General features: G+C 58.0%; 21 protein-coding genes. 18 read left to right on the top strand and 3 right to left on the bottom strand.

Annotation, left to right across the window (positions count from 1 at the left end; genetic code table 11):
* The first annotated feature begins 4 nt into the window (after positions 1–4).
* The 9 genes from ACZ3HH_RS15020 to ACZ3HH_RS15060 all read left to right on the top strand — a co-directional run bounded on the left by ACZ3HH_RS15020 (position 5) and on the right by ACZ3HH_RS15060 (position 8,099).
* Positions 5–826, top strand: a complete 822-nt coding sequence (locus ACZ3HH_RS15020) for a hypothetical protein (RefSeq protein ID WP_465805642.1) — start codon at positions 5–7, stop codon at positions 824–826.
* A gap of 14 nt (positions 827–840) precedes the next feature.
* On the top strand, positions 841–1,308 hold the full coding sequence (locus tag ACZ3HH_RS15025; protein ID WP_465805643.1) for a hypothetical protein: 468 nt from the start codon (positions 841–843) through the stop codon (positions 1,306–1,308).
* Between the two features lie 161 nt (positions 1,309–1,469).
* A complete protein-coding gene (locus tag ACZ3HH_RS15030) occupies positions 1,470–2,639 on the top strand; it encodes a phage tail sheath protein (protein ID WP_465805644.1) in 1,170 nt (389 codons plus the stop codon).
* Positions 2,640–2,695: 56 nt separating this feature from the next.
* Positions 2,696–3,211 carry a phage major tail tube protein gene (locus tag ACZ3HH_RS15035; protein WP_305426064.1) on the top strand — a complete coding sequence of 172 codons (516 nt, stop codon included), beginning with the start codon at positions 2,696–2,698 and terminating at the stop codon, positions 3,209–3,211.
* Positions 3,212–3,265: 54 nt separating this feature from the next.
* Entirely contained in the window at positions 3,266–3,595 is a 330-nt protein-coding gene (locus tag ACZ3HH_RS15040) for a phage tail assembly protein (RefSeq protein ID WP_465805645.1), read from the top strand.
* An 8-nt stretch (positions 3,596–3,603) separates the two neighbouring features.
* Positions 3,604–3,723 (top strand): GpE family phage tail protein, encoded by a 120-nt coding sequence (locus ACZ3HH_RS15045; RefSeq protein ID WP_041752072.1) that lies wholly within the window; start codon positions 3,604–3,606, stop codon positions 3,721–3,723.
* Positions 3,713–6,385 carry a phage tail tape measure protein gene (locus tag ACZ3HH_RS15050; RefSeq protein WP_465805646.1) on the top strand — a complete coding sequence of 891 codons (2,673 nt, stop codon included), beginning with the start codon at positions 3,713–3,715 and terminating at the stop codon, positions 6,383–6,385. Before ACZ3HH_RS15045 ends, ACZ3HH_RS15050 begins: the two co-directional genes overlap by 11 nt.
* Positions 6,386–6,390: 5 nt before the next feature.
* Entirely contained in the window at positions 6,391–6,831 is a 441-nt protein-coding gene (locus ACZ3HH_RS15055) for a phage tail protein (RefSeq protein ID WP_465805647.1), read from the top strand.
* On the top strand, positions 6,828–8,099 hold the full coding sequence (locus ACZ3HH_RS15060) for a phage late control D family protein (RefSeq protein WP_465805648.1): 1,272 nt from the start codon (positions 6,828–6,830) through the stop codon (positions 8,097–8,099). The genes ACZ3HH_RS15055 and ACZ3HH_RS15060 overlap by 4 nt, the downstream gene beginning before the upstream one ends.
* Before the next feature lie 32 nt (positions 8,100–8,131).
* Here the strand turns inward: ACZ3HH_RS15060 and ACZ3HH_RS15065 are convergent, their stop codons facing one another.
* A complete protein-coding gene (locus ACZ3HH_RS15065) occupies positions 8,132–8,293 on the bottom strand; it encodes a hypothetical protein (protein WP_461771647.1) in 162 nt (53 codons plus the stop codon).
* Between the two features lie 184 nt (positions 8,294–8,477).
* Entirely contained in the window at positions 8,478–8,807 is a 330-nt protein-coding gene (locus tag ACZ3HH_RS15070; protein ID WP_461771648.1) for a helix-turn-helix domain-containing protein, read from the bottom strand.
* An 84-nt stretch (positions 8,808–8,891) separates the two neighbouring features.
* On the opposite strand from ACZ3HH_RS15070, the gene ACZ3HH_RS15075 reads away from it, so the two are divergent.
* Together ACZ3HH_RS15075 and ACZ3HH_RS15080 are read left to right on the top strand one after the other, a co-directional pair.
* Positions 8,892–9,104, top strand: coding sequence for a DNA-binding protein (locus ACZ3HH_RS15075; protein WP_305426054.1), 213 nt, complete (start codon positions 8,892–8,894; stop codon positions 9,102–9,104).
* 29 nt (positions 9,105–9,133) lie between these two features.
* Positions 9,134–9,610, top strand: coding sequence for a YmfL family putative regulatory protein (locus tag ACZ3HH_RS15080; RefSeq protein WP_305426053.1), 477 nt, complete (start codon positions 9,134–9,136; stop codon positions 9,608–9,610).
* Positions 9,611–9,626: 16 nt separating this feature from the next.
* Here the strand turns inward: ACZ3HH_RS15080 and ACZ3HH_RS15085 are convergent, their stop codons facing one another.
* Complete coding sequence (locus ACZ3HH_RS15085; RefSeq protein WP_461771649.1) at positions 9,627–9,845, bottom strand: hypothetical protein; 219 nt, start codon at positions 9,843–9,845, stop codon at positions 9,627–9,629.
* Here ACZ3HH_RS15085 and ACZ3HH_RS15090 point away from each other — a divergent pair.
* The 7 genes from ACZ3HH_RS15090 to ACZ3HH_RS15120 all read left to right on the top strand — a co-directional run bounded on the left by ACZ3HH_RS15090 (position 9,844) and on the right by ACZ3HH_RS15120 (position 14,401).
* On the top strand, positions 9,844–10,035 hold the full coding sequence (locus ACZ3HH_RS15090; protein WP_305426051.1) for a hypothetical protein: 192 nt from the start codon (positions 9,844–9,846) through the stop codon (positions 10,033–10,035). The genes ACZ3HH_RS15085 and ACZ3HH_RS15090 overlap by 2 nt on opposite strands.
* 10 nt (positions 10,036–10,045) lie before the next feature.
* A complete protein-coding gene (locus ACZ3HH_RS15095; RefSeq protein ID WP_305426049.1) occupies positions 10,046–10,336 on the top strand; it encodes an Ogr/Delta-like zinc finger protein in 291 nt (96 codons plus the stop codon).
* Positions 10,333–10,704, top strand: coding sequence for a hypothetical protein (locus ACZ3HH_RS15100; protein WP_465805649.1), 372 nt, complete (start codon positions 10,333–10,335; stop codon positions 10,702–10,704). The genes ACZ3HH_RS15095 and ACZ3HH_RS15100 overlap by 4 nt, the downstream gene beginning before the upstream one ends.
* A 75-nt stretch (positions 10,705–10,779) precedes the next feature.
* A complete protein-coding gene (locus ACZ3HH_RS15105; protein WP_465805650.1) occupies positions 10,780–11,013 on the top strand; it encodes a hypothetical protein in 234 nt (77 codons plus the stop codon).
* 6 nt (positions 11,014–11,019) lie between these two features.
* Complete coding sequence (locus ACZ3HH_RS15110) at positions 11,020–13,734, top strand: toprim domain-containing protein (RefSeq protein ID WP_465805651.1); 2,715 nt, start codon at positions 11,020–11,022, stop codon at positions 13,732–13,734.
* A 26-nt stretch (positions 13,735–13,760) separates the two neighbouring features.
* Positions 13,761–14,057 carry a hypothetical protein gene (locus ACZ3HH_RS15115; RefSeq protein ID WP_428633207.1) on the top strand — a complete coding sequence of 99 codons (297 nt, stop codon included), beginning with the start codon at positions 13,761–13,763 and terminating at the stop codon, positions 14,055–14,057.
* Between the two features lie 77 nt (positions 14,058–14,134).
* Positions 14,135–14,401, top strand: coding sequence for a hypothetical protein (locus tag ACZ3HH_RS15120; protein ID WP_465805652.1), 267 nt, complete (start codon positions 14,135–14,137; stop codon positions 14,399–14,401).
* Positions 14,402–14,598: the final 197 nt, after the last annotated feature.

A 14,598-nucleotide genomic window follows, 5' to 3' on the forward strand; every position in this document is an offset into this window, starting at 1 on the left:
GGGCATGTCGGCACTGCTGGCTGAGGCTACTCGCCTTGTTGCAATGTTTCAGGACAAAGAGAAGAGCATTAAAGACGCCTTGGCCGCTGCGATAAGTGCGGTCCCGGCGATGAACAAGACTTACTACGTGAACGCTATTACTGGCGATGATGCCGCCGGCACGGGCGACAAACTCAAACCTTTTAAAACGGTGGCGAAGGCCGTGAACACCATTCCTTACGGCGGTGGTGGTTACGTCCGGTTGTCTGGTCATGAACATGTGATCGAGAGTTTGATTTTCGTCGCATCCAAGAACCTGACAATTACTGTCGCCGAGGGTGAGACGGTGATGCCCACCCTCCGCAACATTTGCGTGCAGGCAAACGGGGCTGACGGCGCGGGGAATCAGGACAACTCGACCACCGGTTTTATGCTGGACAGTTCCACCGTTGTTTTGGGGAGCATCCGCATTCGCACGGCCAATTATTCGAAGCCCGAGTCAACGACAAACAACGTCTACACGGGTTTTTTCCGTCGCTATGACCGCCCGATGGGCATGGTTCATGTGACCGGGTGTGAGATCGAGCTGGGCGATACCGCGCTGACTCGTCACACGATCAACGGGCAAACCGGCATTGTCTCGCTGTACTTGAACAAGATCAGCCGCGTGGGTCCGGTGGTTAAGAACACGCCATTAATCGAAACGGCCGGTAGTCCGATTATTTTTGCGGCGCAATCCAATACCTTGCCGGCTGGCGCGAAATGGTCGGGTGACTATTTGACTGGCGTTGTTTTTGACTCCAATGGCGCGACCAGAAGTGTCGTTACTAACGTAAACCTTGTTTAAATCGGTGACTAAAAATGCGGCTTAATTTCACATATGAAGGGCAGTTTTATTCGGCGTTTACCGTCGAGGATGCGTTGATGGTAGGCGTCCCGGTGTTGGTGCTGGCGGGGGCTGCGGCTGAGCAGGTCCAGAAAGGGATTGATGCGGCTGTGGCACAGGCTCGCGCACGCAATGCCACGCGTATCGATGGCCAGGATGCAATGTATTTGCTCAAGGCGAACGAAGCCGAGCGCTACATCGCGGCCGGCTCGCCAGCGGATGCCAGCGACTACGTGTTGCTCAAGGCAGAAGCCGAGGCATTGCAGATCACCCCACAAGCGCAGGCAAATCGGGTGATTGAAGCCCGTGATGCCTGGCTGGCGGTGGCGGCTCGCATCGAGGCAGCCCGCATCGGCGGCAAGGCGTCTTTGGCAGAGCTGACCACCGTCGAAGCGGTGGTCGCCGCTGGCGAATTGGTTACCGCCGAGCTGGACGCGATTTAACCCCTGCCCTTGCTCCAAACCCTGGGCCGTAAAAGCGGTCCAGGAGACAATATCAGCACTTCTCCCTGTAATCCCCGCTCTCACAATCTCCAGTGCTCGCCGATCAGGCGCGCACGCGGCAGCCTGCGCACTGTCATCCCATTCACTGCGCAGGCAAACCCATGGCCGATTATCTCCACGGCGTGCGGGTCATCGAACTCAACGACGGCACCCGCCCCATTCGCACCATCCCCACCGCTGTTATCGGCATGGTTTGCACGGCCGAAGACGCTGATGCCACCGCCTTCCCACTGGACACACCGGTTCTGCTGACCAATGTGCAATCCGCTATTGCCAAGGCCGGTACCAAGGGCACCCTGGCAGCCTCTCTCCAAGCCATCGCCGACCAGACCAAACCCTACGTGATCGTAGTGCGTGTCAAGGAAGGGGCAACCGAAGCAGCAACCACCAGCGCCCTGATCGGTACCACCACCGCAGACGGCAAATACACCGGCATGAAAGCTCTGCTTGCCGCCAAGGCCAAGGTCGGCCTGGTGCCACGCATTCTCGGGGTGCCTGGTTTGGACAGCCAACCGGTGGCCAGCGCCCTAGTCGCTATCGGGCAGCAGTTGCGCGCCTTCAACTATGTCAGCGCCTGGAACTGCAAGACCAAAGAAGAAGCCGTCACCTACCGCGAGAACTTCGGAGCCCGAGAAGTCATGGTCATCTGGCCGGATTTCCAGAACTGGAACACCATCGCCAATGCAACCGCGAAGGCTTCCTCTGTGGCTCGCGCCTTGGGCCTGCGCGCCAAGATTGACCAGGAAGTGGGCTGGCACAAAACGTTGTCCAACGTTGCGGTCAACGGCGTGACCGGCATCAGCGCCGACGTGTTCTGGGACCTGCAAAACCCCGCCACCGATGCCAACTACCTCAACGGTAACGAAGTCACCACCCTGATCAACGAGGGCGGCTTTCGCTTCTGGGGCAGTCGGACGTGCAGCGACGATCCATTGTTCGCTTTCGAGAACTACACCCGTACCGCGCAGATCCTCGCCGACACCATGGCCGAGGCGCAGATGTGGGCTGTGGACAGACCCATGCATGCCTCCCTGGTGCGCGACATGATCGAGAGCATCAACGCCAAGTTCCGCGAACTGGTCACTGCCGGCTACCTGATTGGCGGCAGCTGCTGGTACCCGGATGACATCAACGACAAAGACACCCTGAAGGCTGGCCAGCTCGTACTCGATTACGACTACACGCCGGTGCCGCCACTGGAAGATCTGACCCTTCGGCAGCGTATTACCGACCGCTACCTGATCCAGTTCGCCAACAAAGTTAACAGCTAAATCGGGACTCCCTGTGAGGGGAGTCAACCCGAGTCAGTACACCGGAGAACACCGCCATGGCCATGCCTCGCAAACTCAAAAACATGAATCTGTTCAACGACGGCAACAGCTACCAGGGCGTTGCCAAAAGTGTTACCCCGCCACCGCTCGGTCGCAAGATGGAAGCCTATCGCGGCGGTGGCATGAACGGCCCGGTCAAGGCTGACCTGGGCTTCTCCGATGACGGCATTCAGTTCGAATGGAAGACCGGCGGCCTGGACCTGATCGCACTCCGTCAGTTCGGCACCGTGAACGCTTCGGGTGTGCAACTTCGATTCGCCGGTTCGTTTCAGCAGGACGACACCGGTGAAGTCAGCGCCGTGGAGATTGTCGTACGCGGCCGCCACGAAACCATCGAAATGGGCGATGCCCAGCCCGGTGAAGACACCGAACACAGCATCACTACCACCTGCACCTATTACAAGCTGATCGTCGATAACGAAGAAATCATCGAGATCGATCTGCTCAATTTCATCGAGAAGGTCAACGGCGTCGACATGCTGGAAAAACAGCGCGCAGCCATTGGTCTTTGATCCATCCCGCCGTGCTCGATCGAGGACGGCCAACCTTGAAATCTGGAGCCTCCCATGAATTCTGAAGACACCGTCGAAGCATTGCCACATGTCGACGACAACACCGTCACCCTCGATACGCCGATCAAACGCGGCAAGACCACCATCGACACCCTCACTCTACGCAAACCAGCGTCAGGCGAGCTGCGCGGCGTCCAGCTGGTTGAACTGTTGAACATGGACGTGGCCACCCTGATCAAGATCCTACCGCGCATCACCAGCCCTGGGATTACCGCCCCGGAAGCCGCCAGCATGGACCCGGCTGATCTGCTCGCCTGTGGCAGCAAGATTTCCGGTTTTTTGTTGCAGAGGTCGGTGAAAACGGACGCATCCCTCGTTGCGTAGAGGACGCCATGGCCGACCTGGCCGTGGTTTTTCACTGGGCACCGGCGGACATGGATCAGCTGGGCCTGCAAGAACTGATGGACTGGCGCGAGCGCGCCAGGGTGCGGAGCTCCACCGATGGCGAATGATCTAAAACTTCAGGTATTGCTCAACGCCATCGACCGGGCGAGCGGTCCACTGAAGGCCATCAACAACGGCAGCATCGGCGCCGCACGCGCCCTCAAGGATGCTCGTGACCGCCTCAAGGAGCTCAACGCACAGCAGAAGGATGTCAGCGCCTGGCGTACCCAGCGCGCTGCGGCCGAACAAACCGAGCAAGCTCTCGGCGCCGCCCGAGACAAGGTTCGGGCACTCAGCCAGCAATTTGCTGCCACCGGCGTGCCGACCAAGGCCATGGCCAAGGACTTCCGCACCGCCGTGCGTGAAGCACAGAAACTCAAAGAACAGCACCAGCAGCAGAGTGAACAGCTCCAAGCGCTGCGCACTAAGCTGTACGGCGCCGGCATCAGCACCAAGGACCTCAGCAGCCACGAGCGCCAGCTGCGCGAACAGATCGGCGCCACCAACGCCAGCATCAGCGAACAGGGCAAGCGCCTGGTCGCCTTGAACACGCAACAAAAACGCCTGGCGATCGAACGCAGCAAGATGGAGAAGACCCAGAACTTTGCGGGCAATATGGCCATGAACGGCGCCGCAGGGCTGGGTTCGGGTTATGCGGCAAGCCGGCCGATTGCCAAAGCCATTGGTGCATTTGCGCCGAACGAAGACTCAGCCACACAACTGAAAGTGTCGATGATGGACGGCACGGGAAAGGTCGCTGAAGACTTCCAGAAAATCACTGACCTCGCCACCAAGCTGGGCGACCGATTGCCCGGTACCACGGCCGACTTTCAGGAAATGATGACGATGCTCCGGCGCCAAGGTCTCAGCGCGCAGAGCATTCTCGGCGGTACCGGTGAAGCAGCGGCGTACCTGGGCGTTCAATTGCAAATGCCAGTGGCCGAAGCCGCCGAATTCGCAGCCAAGATGCAAGATGCCACCCGCACTTCCGAGAAGGACATGATGGCGTTGATGGATACCATCCAGCGCGGTTTTTACTCGGGCGTTGACCCGACCAACATGCTCCAGGGCTTCAGCAAAATTTCGCCGGTATTGGACACCATCAAAAAGTCAGGCATCGATGCGGCCAACGAGCTGGCACCGCTGCTGGTCATGATGGATCAAACAAGTATGGAAGGCGGCGCCGCCGGCAACGCCTTCCGGAAAATCTTCCAGGCTGGGTTGGATAAGGATGGTGTAAAGGACGTCAACAAAATCCTGGAGATCGAAGGCAAAAAAATCCGCTTCAAGTTCACCGACGACAAGGGCAACTTCGCCGGCCTGGAAAACCTGTTTGCCCAGGTCGAAAAGCTTAAAACGCTGAACGATGAAGACCGGACCGCGACCATGAAATCGCTGTTCGGCGATGACTCTGAAACGATTACCACCCTGAACACCATGATGAACAAGGGGCTGGCAGGATACAGGGAGATTCAGCAGAAGCTTCAGAACCAGGCCGACCTGCGCAAGCGCGTCAACGAACAGCTCGGCACCCTCACCAATGTCATGGAAGCCGCCGAAGGTAGCTTCACCAATGCCATGGCCGAATTCGGCGCCGCCGTTGCGCCCGATCTGAAAGCGCTGATCAACACCTTGGGCCAAATCGCCAACAAGGTCGGCGCCTGGGCACGGGAGAATCCGCAATTGGCCGGCGGCTTGGTCAAAGTCGTGGCGTTGGTGGCCGGTCTGTCGATTGTGTTCGGTGGTCTGGCACTGACCTTGGCGAGCCTGCTCGGTCCCTTCGCCGTGGTTCGCTACGGCATGGCCATGTTCGGAGTACAGGGTGGCGGCACGCTGAGGATCATGCAGAAGCTGGCCCCCACCCTGACCGGCCTGGCGCGCAACGCTTTCCCCATGCTTGCGCAGGGGATTCGGACGGTGGCCAGTACCCTGGGCGGCGTTCTGCTGACCGCTTTGCGCACTGTGAGCATCGCGCTTTGGGGACTCGCCGCGAACCCGATAGTACTCGCCATCGCTGCGGTTGTCGCAACGCTCGCTGGTGCGGCGTACCTGGTCTACAAGAACTGGGACGCGGTGAAGCTCTACTTCACCAATACCTGGACCGAAATCAAAGCCGGCTTCAGCGGTGGCATCGGCACCATCCTCAACACCCTGGCCAACTTCAGCCCGGTCGGTCTGATCTACCAGGCGTTTGCCGGTGTGCTGAGTTATCTAGGTGTGGATTTGCCAAGCCGCTTCACCGAGTTCGGCAACATGATCGTCAATGGCCTGGTCAACGGTCTGTTTGCCGGCATGGGTCAAATCAAAGGTGCCATTACCTCGATCGGTGATTCCACCATTGGCTGGTTCAAGGAAAAGCTCGGCATCCACAGCCCGTCGCGCGTGTTTGCGGAATTGGGCGGTTTCACCATGGCCGGCCTCACCCAAGGCCTGGAAGGCGGTCAGAACGGCCCGTTGGGGGCAATGGCCGACATGAGCAAGCAACTCACCACTGCCGGCGCCATGGCGTTGGGCACAGCCTCAATGCCTGGGTTAACGGTCGATACTCGTGCCCCCATCAGCAACGCGGGCAGCTCTGTTTACGACAGCCACGACACTTACGAAATCCACATCCCGGCAATGCCTGGGATGGACCCGCAAGCAATCGCCCGTGCCGTGCGCGCAGAGCTGGCCCGTATCGAAAGCGAAAAAGGCGCTCGCAAGCGCAGCAAACTCTCTGACCTGGAGTAAATACCATGATGCTTGCCTTGGGCATGTTCGTGTTCAGCCTCTCCACTGCCGCCTACCAGGAGCTGCAACGCCAAACCGAATGGCGCCACGCCAGCAACAACCGCTTCGGCGCAGCGCCAGCACGGCAGTTTGTCGGGCGCGGTGACGACTCGATCACCCTCCCCGGCGTCATCCTCCCCGAGTTGGCTGGTAGTGCTCTCAGCCTCGACGCCGTGCGCCTGATGGCCAATACCGGCAAGGCCTGGCCCGTGGTTGAAGGTAGCGGCCGAATCTATGGCTTGTGGGTCATTGAGAGCCTGAGCGAAACCAAAACCATCTTCTTCCGCGACGGCACACCACGCCGTATCGAATTTTCCATCAGCCTCAAACGCATCGACGATGATCGGATAGACCTGCTCGGTGCCGGTACCAACGTAGGTGTCAGTATCATGAGGTCGTTGCTGTGATCGATGCCGCCCTCTCCAATGTCACAGGCTTTCTGGATAACGTCATCGAACGCTACAGTCGTGAGGCCGCCTACTCGGTGCCAGCGTTCCGCATCACCGTTGACGGCAACGACATCGCCAAACTGATCAGTCCGCGGCTGATGAGCCTGGATCTAACCGACAACAGGGGGATCGAGGCGGACCAACTCAGCCTCACCCTCAGCGATCATGACGGACTGCTGGCCATCCCACCTAAGGGCGCGGTGATCCACCTTTGGCTTGGCTGGAGCGATACTGGTCTGATCGATAAGGGCACCTACACGGTCGACGAAACTGAACACAGCGGCGCACCGGATGTGCTGAGTATTCGCGCTCGGTCTGCAGATCTGCGCAAAGGCTTAAAAACCAAACGCGAGCGCAGCTGGAGCAACACCACGTTGGGAGATGTCCTGGGGGACATCTCCCAAGGCAACGGCCTGACCGCGACCATTGCCGGCGCCCTGGATGGGTTGCCCATCTTGCAACTCGACCAGGCCAACGAATCCGACGCCAATCTGATCAGTCGTGTGGGGGAAGAGTTCGACGCGGTGATCACCGTCAAGGCTGGCTGCCTGCTGTGTATCCCCGCCGGCGGCGGTAAAACCGCCAGCGGTATAGACCTGCCGCACATCACCCTCACCCGCGCTGACGGCGACCAGCACCGCTACTTGCAAGCCGACCGTGACAGCTACGATGGCGTGAGGGCCTATTTCTACGACGTGAACAGCGCCAAGAAACAGGAAGCCATTGCCGGTGGCGGGGAAAATCTAAAGGACTTGCGTCACACCTACAGCGACCGCCAGTCCGCCCTGCGCGCTGCCCGTGCCGAGTTCAATCGTCTGCAACGCGGCAGCGCGACCCTCAGCTATACCCTGGCCATGGGCCGGCCGGATCTGATCCCGGAATTGACCTACACGCTCCAGGGTGTGAAACAGGAAATCGACGAGATCATTTGGTACGGCGGCAATGTGCAGCACACCCTCAGCGCTGACAATGGCTACACCGTGAGCCTGGAGCTGGAGAGCAAACTACCCGAAGACACGGTCGAGGATCTGGCGGAAGAAAATACGGGGGATTACACCGGGATCATCGCTTACTACCGCGACAAGAAGACGGGGAAGGAAAAAACCATTACGGCGGGGGATCAGGGTAAACCGAGGCGGCTGCGGTGGTTGTATGCGAGTGAAAGGACAGCAAAGCGTGCGGTGGATCGAGAGTGGAAAAAAATGGGTGAGGCAGATCCAGCATAAAACCCCAGCACCTGGCCGGGGTCTGCTCCAACCTACTCAGGGAACTGAGTGAATACCTCCAAAAGTCGCAGAATGTCCTGCTGGCGCTGCTCACTTATCCGCCGGAACTTAGTCAGCAACGTTTGTTCCTGCTCGCTCAGAGAACCAGTATCAACTACTGAAACTTCGGTTTTCGACACACTGTTCTCCAACATGCGATTACTCCTTTCACACGCAACGGGCGCCCGGTGCCAACACAGCACCTCAAAAAGCTCACCCGGAGAACAGCCAATTTTGTGCACGTTGAGGCGTGCCACCAGCCCTGATCAATTACAAACTGGTACGACTACATTTCACAATGTGACTGTCATACGGTTTAACCCCGCTTGTGGGCATGTGCTATGCCAGACCTGCTGCCTTCGCAAGCGCAAAGGCCATCCGCACCAATGACTGACGATCGGATTCAGCCATCAGTCGGTAAAACTCCAGCAAGCTCGACTCGTCACTGGTAAGGCTGCCAGCTGCTGCCGGCTTTCGCTCTCCGGACACCACATAGAGAACATCAACTCCCTGCTCAGCCACTGCTGCCAAGTAACTGGCATCAGGGCTTCGCTCGCCTTTTTCATAGTTGTACTGACTGTTTTTAGAGGCACCGGCCTTCGCCGCAAATTCGGTCTGATTCAATCCCAACCGTTCGCGTTCTTCTTTTAGACGATCACCAATTCCCACAAACGTCTCCAAAGCGGTTTGACATTCCCACAATCATGGGAAATACTGCGCTTGTCATCACACGAAATCACACGAAACGAGACTATGCCGAACGCATACCCCACCGAGCAAGTATGCCAAGAAGCCCGAAGTCGCTTGGCGCACCAAGGACTCTCCGCGAAAGACTGGGCTGAACAGCACAAACTCAATCCGTCAACGGTGTACGCGGTTCTAAACGGACAGAAGAAATGTCTGCGGGGCGAAGCTCACCGCGCCGCGGTGCTTCTCGGCATAAAAGACGGCGTAGTCACAAACTAGGTCCGTTGGCTCAGGGAGGAAACCAGAAGATGAAACGTTCAGTTCTAGCCAACAGAAAGGATGTAGTCAGTGCAGTCATTTGCGCGTACCCCGGTGGGCGTCTATATGCCGCTGCCGAACTCGGCATGACCATCAAGAAGTTCGATAACCAGGCATACGAAAACGCCGGCAGCCGCCCGCTGACCGATGACCATATCCATCGTTTGGAACAAGTCGCGGGGACCACGTTCCTTCCTGACTACGTCAGCGGGCTGTATGGCGGAATGTTTGTGCCGCTGACCATGCCGGGAACCCTAGACAATATCGATTTATATAGCCGCTCAGTCAAAGCAGCAGCCAAGCGCGGTTTGGTCGACCAGATCATTTCCAAAGCGCTGGACGATGGAGTCATTGAAGCTGGGGAAGCTGAAGCAATTATCAAAGCCTTGATGCACTACATGTCTGCCCGCTATGCAGAGGTACTGGCGACCATCCAACTGCACAGTAAGACGACGGAAGGAAGGTGAGCATGCACAGCCGCACTCAGCCTTTACCGAGACGAGCCTTGATCTCTTTCAGCGCTGTTGCGACGTCATCGACAGCAAAACGAATGTCTTCGGCCCTCACGAATAGCGCTGGCACCTCCCCGGTAGCGGTCAGCTTCATGGATTCGCGACCACGCATGATTTCCACCAGCGCTTCATGCCGCTCCTGCAAGCGCTGCATCAAGCTTTCAACATCCTTTTTTGAGTGAGCCGCCATGACCTACATCTCCGATTTAGAAAGAAATCACTTACTGGATCTACTGGTCATCGCCCAGCAGCGACTGGACACATTAAAAGAAATTGCAGCAACCACCAACGATTCGCTCTCAGGCACTGACATCAGGATTGCCATCGGTGATGCAATCACTCCGCTGAACATCGCTCATGAAGCGGCAGAAACGTTCTAAAGGATCGGTCATGAGTACTTACAAACTGGTCTGCCCTCACTGCCAAGGCCGCATGCGCATACGCACCAGCGAAGGCACCCACATTTTCCTGCGCGTGGCCTACCTGCAATGCACCAACGAGGCTTGCGGTTGGTCAGTGCGTGCCCAATTCGAAATGACTCACGAGATGAGCCCAAGCGGCATGGCCAACCCATCCGTGAGGCTTCCGGTTGCTGACATCGCTCTGCGCCGAGCCGCGATGAAGACCGCCAACGATCAACCCGACCTGCTCGACCAAATGGAAATGGAGTGTGCGCAATGAACCATGAACAGTTGACCCACGACTACCGCAGCAGCATGCAACGGGCGGCGTTTGCCTACCTACAACGACACGAAGCTCAGTACCTGGTGGATTCCGATCTGCTGTACGACAACTGCGTTCGGCACCTGACCACATCGCTGGAGGTGCCGGTGTTCATGGCTCAGCAGCTGGTGCACAACGCTTGGACCGAGTTGCAGGTGATCAATCAGCGCAAGTGGATTGGTGTGGACTGGGGCTCCAGCCCGGATTGCACGGTCGTGCACTTGATCGATACACGGGCTGACCTACGTTATCCCGTCCCGGCGAGGCTGCTACCGCAGACATTACTCGCTCAGCGCGATTCCGCGCACAAGCACCACCCTCAGTAATCCTTTTTTAACTCCCTGCCCTGCCCCCGCCTCCCGTGGGTTTGGGTGAGCTTTGCCCGAAATCCGAGGTGGATCATGGAAATCGACGTTGCCATCACCGCAAAACTGAGTCGTTCGCAGGCCGAAGCATTGCTCGAAACGCTACGCAGCCAGTACGCGATGCAGTTCAACGAGCACTGGTACGACGATCGATTTCGCTTGATCCCCGAGGGTCTACGGCACGGCTCGCTGCTGACCGCCTTCCCCGTGATGGCCGCGCAAAAACGCCTGATTGGCGCCCTCAAACACAGTCTCGGCGAAGTGAAGTAAGCCCCGATGAACATGAAACACGATCTACGCGCCGACATCCTGCAACGCCTTCAGTCCGATTACGGCCTCAAGCATAAAGCGGGCAAATACATGCGCGAAGGCGAATGCCCAGCGTGCAAGAAAAAGGAGCTGTACGCCTTCCACGATGACCCGTGGATGATCCGTTGTGGCCGGGGCAAGTGCGGCCAGACCTGGCACGTGAAGGAGATCTACGAAGACCTGTTCGACGACTGGAGCAAACGTGCTCCGGCGACCGAGCAGCATCCCAACGCCACGGCGCGTGCCTACCTGGAGTTTGCTCGCGGCTTTCGTCTGGATCTGATTCAAGGCTGGTTCACCCAGGAAACGTATTTCTCTGGCGAGTTGAATGCCGGCAGCGCGACAGTGCGTTTCGCCCTAGACAAGGGCGGCTACTGGGAACGGCTGATCGACCGGCCGCACCGTTTCGGCAAGATGAAAGCCCGCTTCAAACCCGGCGATAGTCCCCGTGGTGTTTGGTGGTGCCCGCCCTGCGTCGAGTTGTTGGATGTCACCGAACTATGGATCGTAGAGGGCATTTTCGATGCCATTGCTCTGGTCCACAACGGCATCGCAGCAGTATCGGCGATGTCATCCGGCGCCTATCCCGAAGAGTCGTTGAAAGAGCTGGCACGGCAGCGAGGCGGCAAACTACCGAAGTTGGTGTGGGCACTGGACAACGAACCAGGCGCGCATAAATACACTAAGCGCTGGGTACGTCAGGCCCGCGCATTGGGCTACGAATGCGAAGCGGCGCAGATCCTCCAACCAGATAGCCGCAAGGTTGACTGGAATGACCTGCACCAGCGGTGGAACTTCATCGATGACGAAACCCAACGCACCGAGCAAGTCGAAAAAGACCTGGCCACGGCTCGCTACCATGGCTCCCTTCTGATCGCCGAAAGCGCGTCAGAGAAAGGCGTGCTGATGTACGACTGGCGCGAACGCCATGAATTTCACTTCGGCTTCGACAGTCGGTTGTACTGGTTCAAGATGGACCTGGAGAAGTTCAACAAGGCCATGCAAGCGCTGGAGTCTTCCGAGCGCCATGAAGACCAGTTGCTCAACGACAAGCAGCGCCGCGACAAAGCTCTACGTCAATGTGGCGGTGTGGTCGAGATCGCCAACTGCTACCCGCAGGCACTGTATTTCCAGCGCAACGAAGTGACCGACGAATCCTGGTACTACTTCCGCGTTGATTTCCCACACGACAGTGGCAGCGTCAAAAACACCTTCACCGGTGGCCAGGTTGCCGCCGCCAGCGAATTCAAAAAGCGACTGCTCAGCATGGCCGCCGGTGCCGTATTCACCGGCAGTGGTCAACAACTCGACAAGATCATGAAAGACCAGCTCTTCGGCCTGAAAACCGTGGAGACCATCGACTTCATTGGCTACAGCAAACAGCACAGCTGCTACGTGTTCGGCGACATCGCTGTGCGCAGCGGTATCGTCAGCGAAGTGAACAAGGAGGACTTTTTCGAGTTCGGCAAACTGCGGCTCAAGACGCTGCAGAAGTCGATTGCCATGCACATTCAGCGCGACAGCAAGGTGTATCGCAGCGATTGGCTGCCGATGTTGTGGCTGTGTTTTGGCGCCAAAGGCATTGTTGCCCTGGCGTTCTGGTTCGGCTCGCTGTTCGCCGAACAGATCCGCGCGCAGTACAAGTCGTTTCCGTTCCTTGAGGTCACGGGCGAAGCCGGCGCCGGCAAGACCACGCTTCTCACCTTCCTTTGGAAACTGCTGGGCCGCGAACATGAAGGTTTTGACCCGTCGAAATCTACACGCGCCGGCCGACAGCGGGCCATGGGTCAGGTTTCCAACATGCCGGTGGTGCTGATCGAGGGTGACCGCAATGAACCGGACAAGGCTCACGCGAAGGGCTTCGACTGGGACGAGCTGAAAGACTTCTACGGCGGTGGCACCCTCGGTACCAAGGGTATGAAAACCAGCGGTAACGAAACCTACGAGCCGCCGTTTCGTGGCGCCATTGCGATCAGCCAGAACGCCGATGTCAGCGCGTCCGAAGCAATCCTGACCCGGATTATCAAATCACATTTTGCGCGACCGGAAGTCACCACCGAGAGCCGCGCAGCGGCTGACAATCTGAACCTGATCCCGGTCGAGCACCTGAGCCACTTTCTGCTGCTGGCTGTGCGCGCAGAAACGCAGGTCATGGCGAAGTTCGCCGAGCGTGTACTTGTCCACGAACAACGTCTACGCAAGCTCAAGGACATCCGCGTCGAGCGAATCATTAAAAACCACAGCCAGTTGATGGCCCTGGTCGATTGCCTGTGCCTGGTCTGCCCGCTCAATGAAAACCAGGTGGTAACGACCCACCAGGCTCTGACAGCCATGGCCCTGGAACGCCAGGCCGCAATCAGCGCTGACCACCCGTTGGTGGCTGAATTCTGGGAGGTCTACGAGTACCTGGAAAGCTTGGGCGAAGGGCCGCAGGTCAATCACAGCACCGACCCCAGATTGATCGCCATCAACCTCAACGAGTTCGCCGAGCTGGCCAGCGTGCACCGCCAGAACCTGGCCGACCTGAAGACCTTGCGCACTCTGCTGACGGAGAGCCGCAGCCACAAATTGGTGGAAACCAACAAGCCCACGTACAGCGCGGTGCGCGCTTCGCAGAGCGCCGGCAACGCGATGTTCAGCAAACCCTTAACCGTGCGCTGCTGGGTGTTTCAGAGCGCATGAACCGCAGTAACCACAGGAGCAGCACCATGCAAATCCAAGTCATCACCGGCGAAATGGCCACCGGCAAAACCACCAAGTTGCGAACGATTGAGGCAGCGCTTTTAAGCGAAGGGAGAGATGCCAGCATCATCCATGCGGAATCTTACGCAGCATCCGGACTGCTTCGAATTATGGAAGTCCGGGTTCACAAAGGGCAGCGAACGCTATTGGTTGACGACTGCACGCGCCAACAGATCGATGCGGTTCTGGAATGGCAATCAACCGTCGAAGAGGACACGCAATACGACGACTTGATTGTTCACCTAGTGCGAAAAGCCAGTTGATGCCAGTCGCAGGAAATTGAAAGTGGTGTCGAGGAGTTGCACCTCCCCGACACCGACCACCACCAAGGAGCAGCACCATGCAAGCACAACACCCAAGCAGCAGCGGCACAAAGGCTACCACGAACGTCTTGAAAGTCGGGGATGACGTTACCTATGTCGTTGGTCGCAGTACCGGGCATAGCGTTAGCTTCAGCGTTCGCGAAGGAAAAATCGCCGTGATCAATAACCGTGTGGCCACCGTAAAATCCCGTAACGGCCACAGCAGTGTGCAACCGTTGCACAAGCTCACTCGCAAAGGCCAACGCAATGCCCTGACCCGTGCTCTGTTGGGGGATGCGGAATGAACAACGGGAAATCCTTCCCCTGGAACCTCGAGTTGACAGGCATCTGCGACCAATGCGGCAAATCCCGCGCCCATGGCAACCACAGGAAGTGCAGCAAAGCACGCCAGGCGATCAACGCACGACGTAGGGATGAAGAAGAACGCGCCGGGTTAGCTCAAAGACCTAGAAAAAGCGCCGGATTGTTCTGGTTACTTCGC

Source organism: Pseudomonas sp. PME37.24/025 (genome assembly GCF_055556615.1).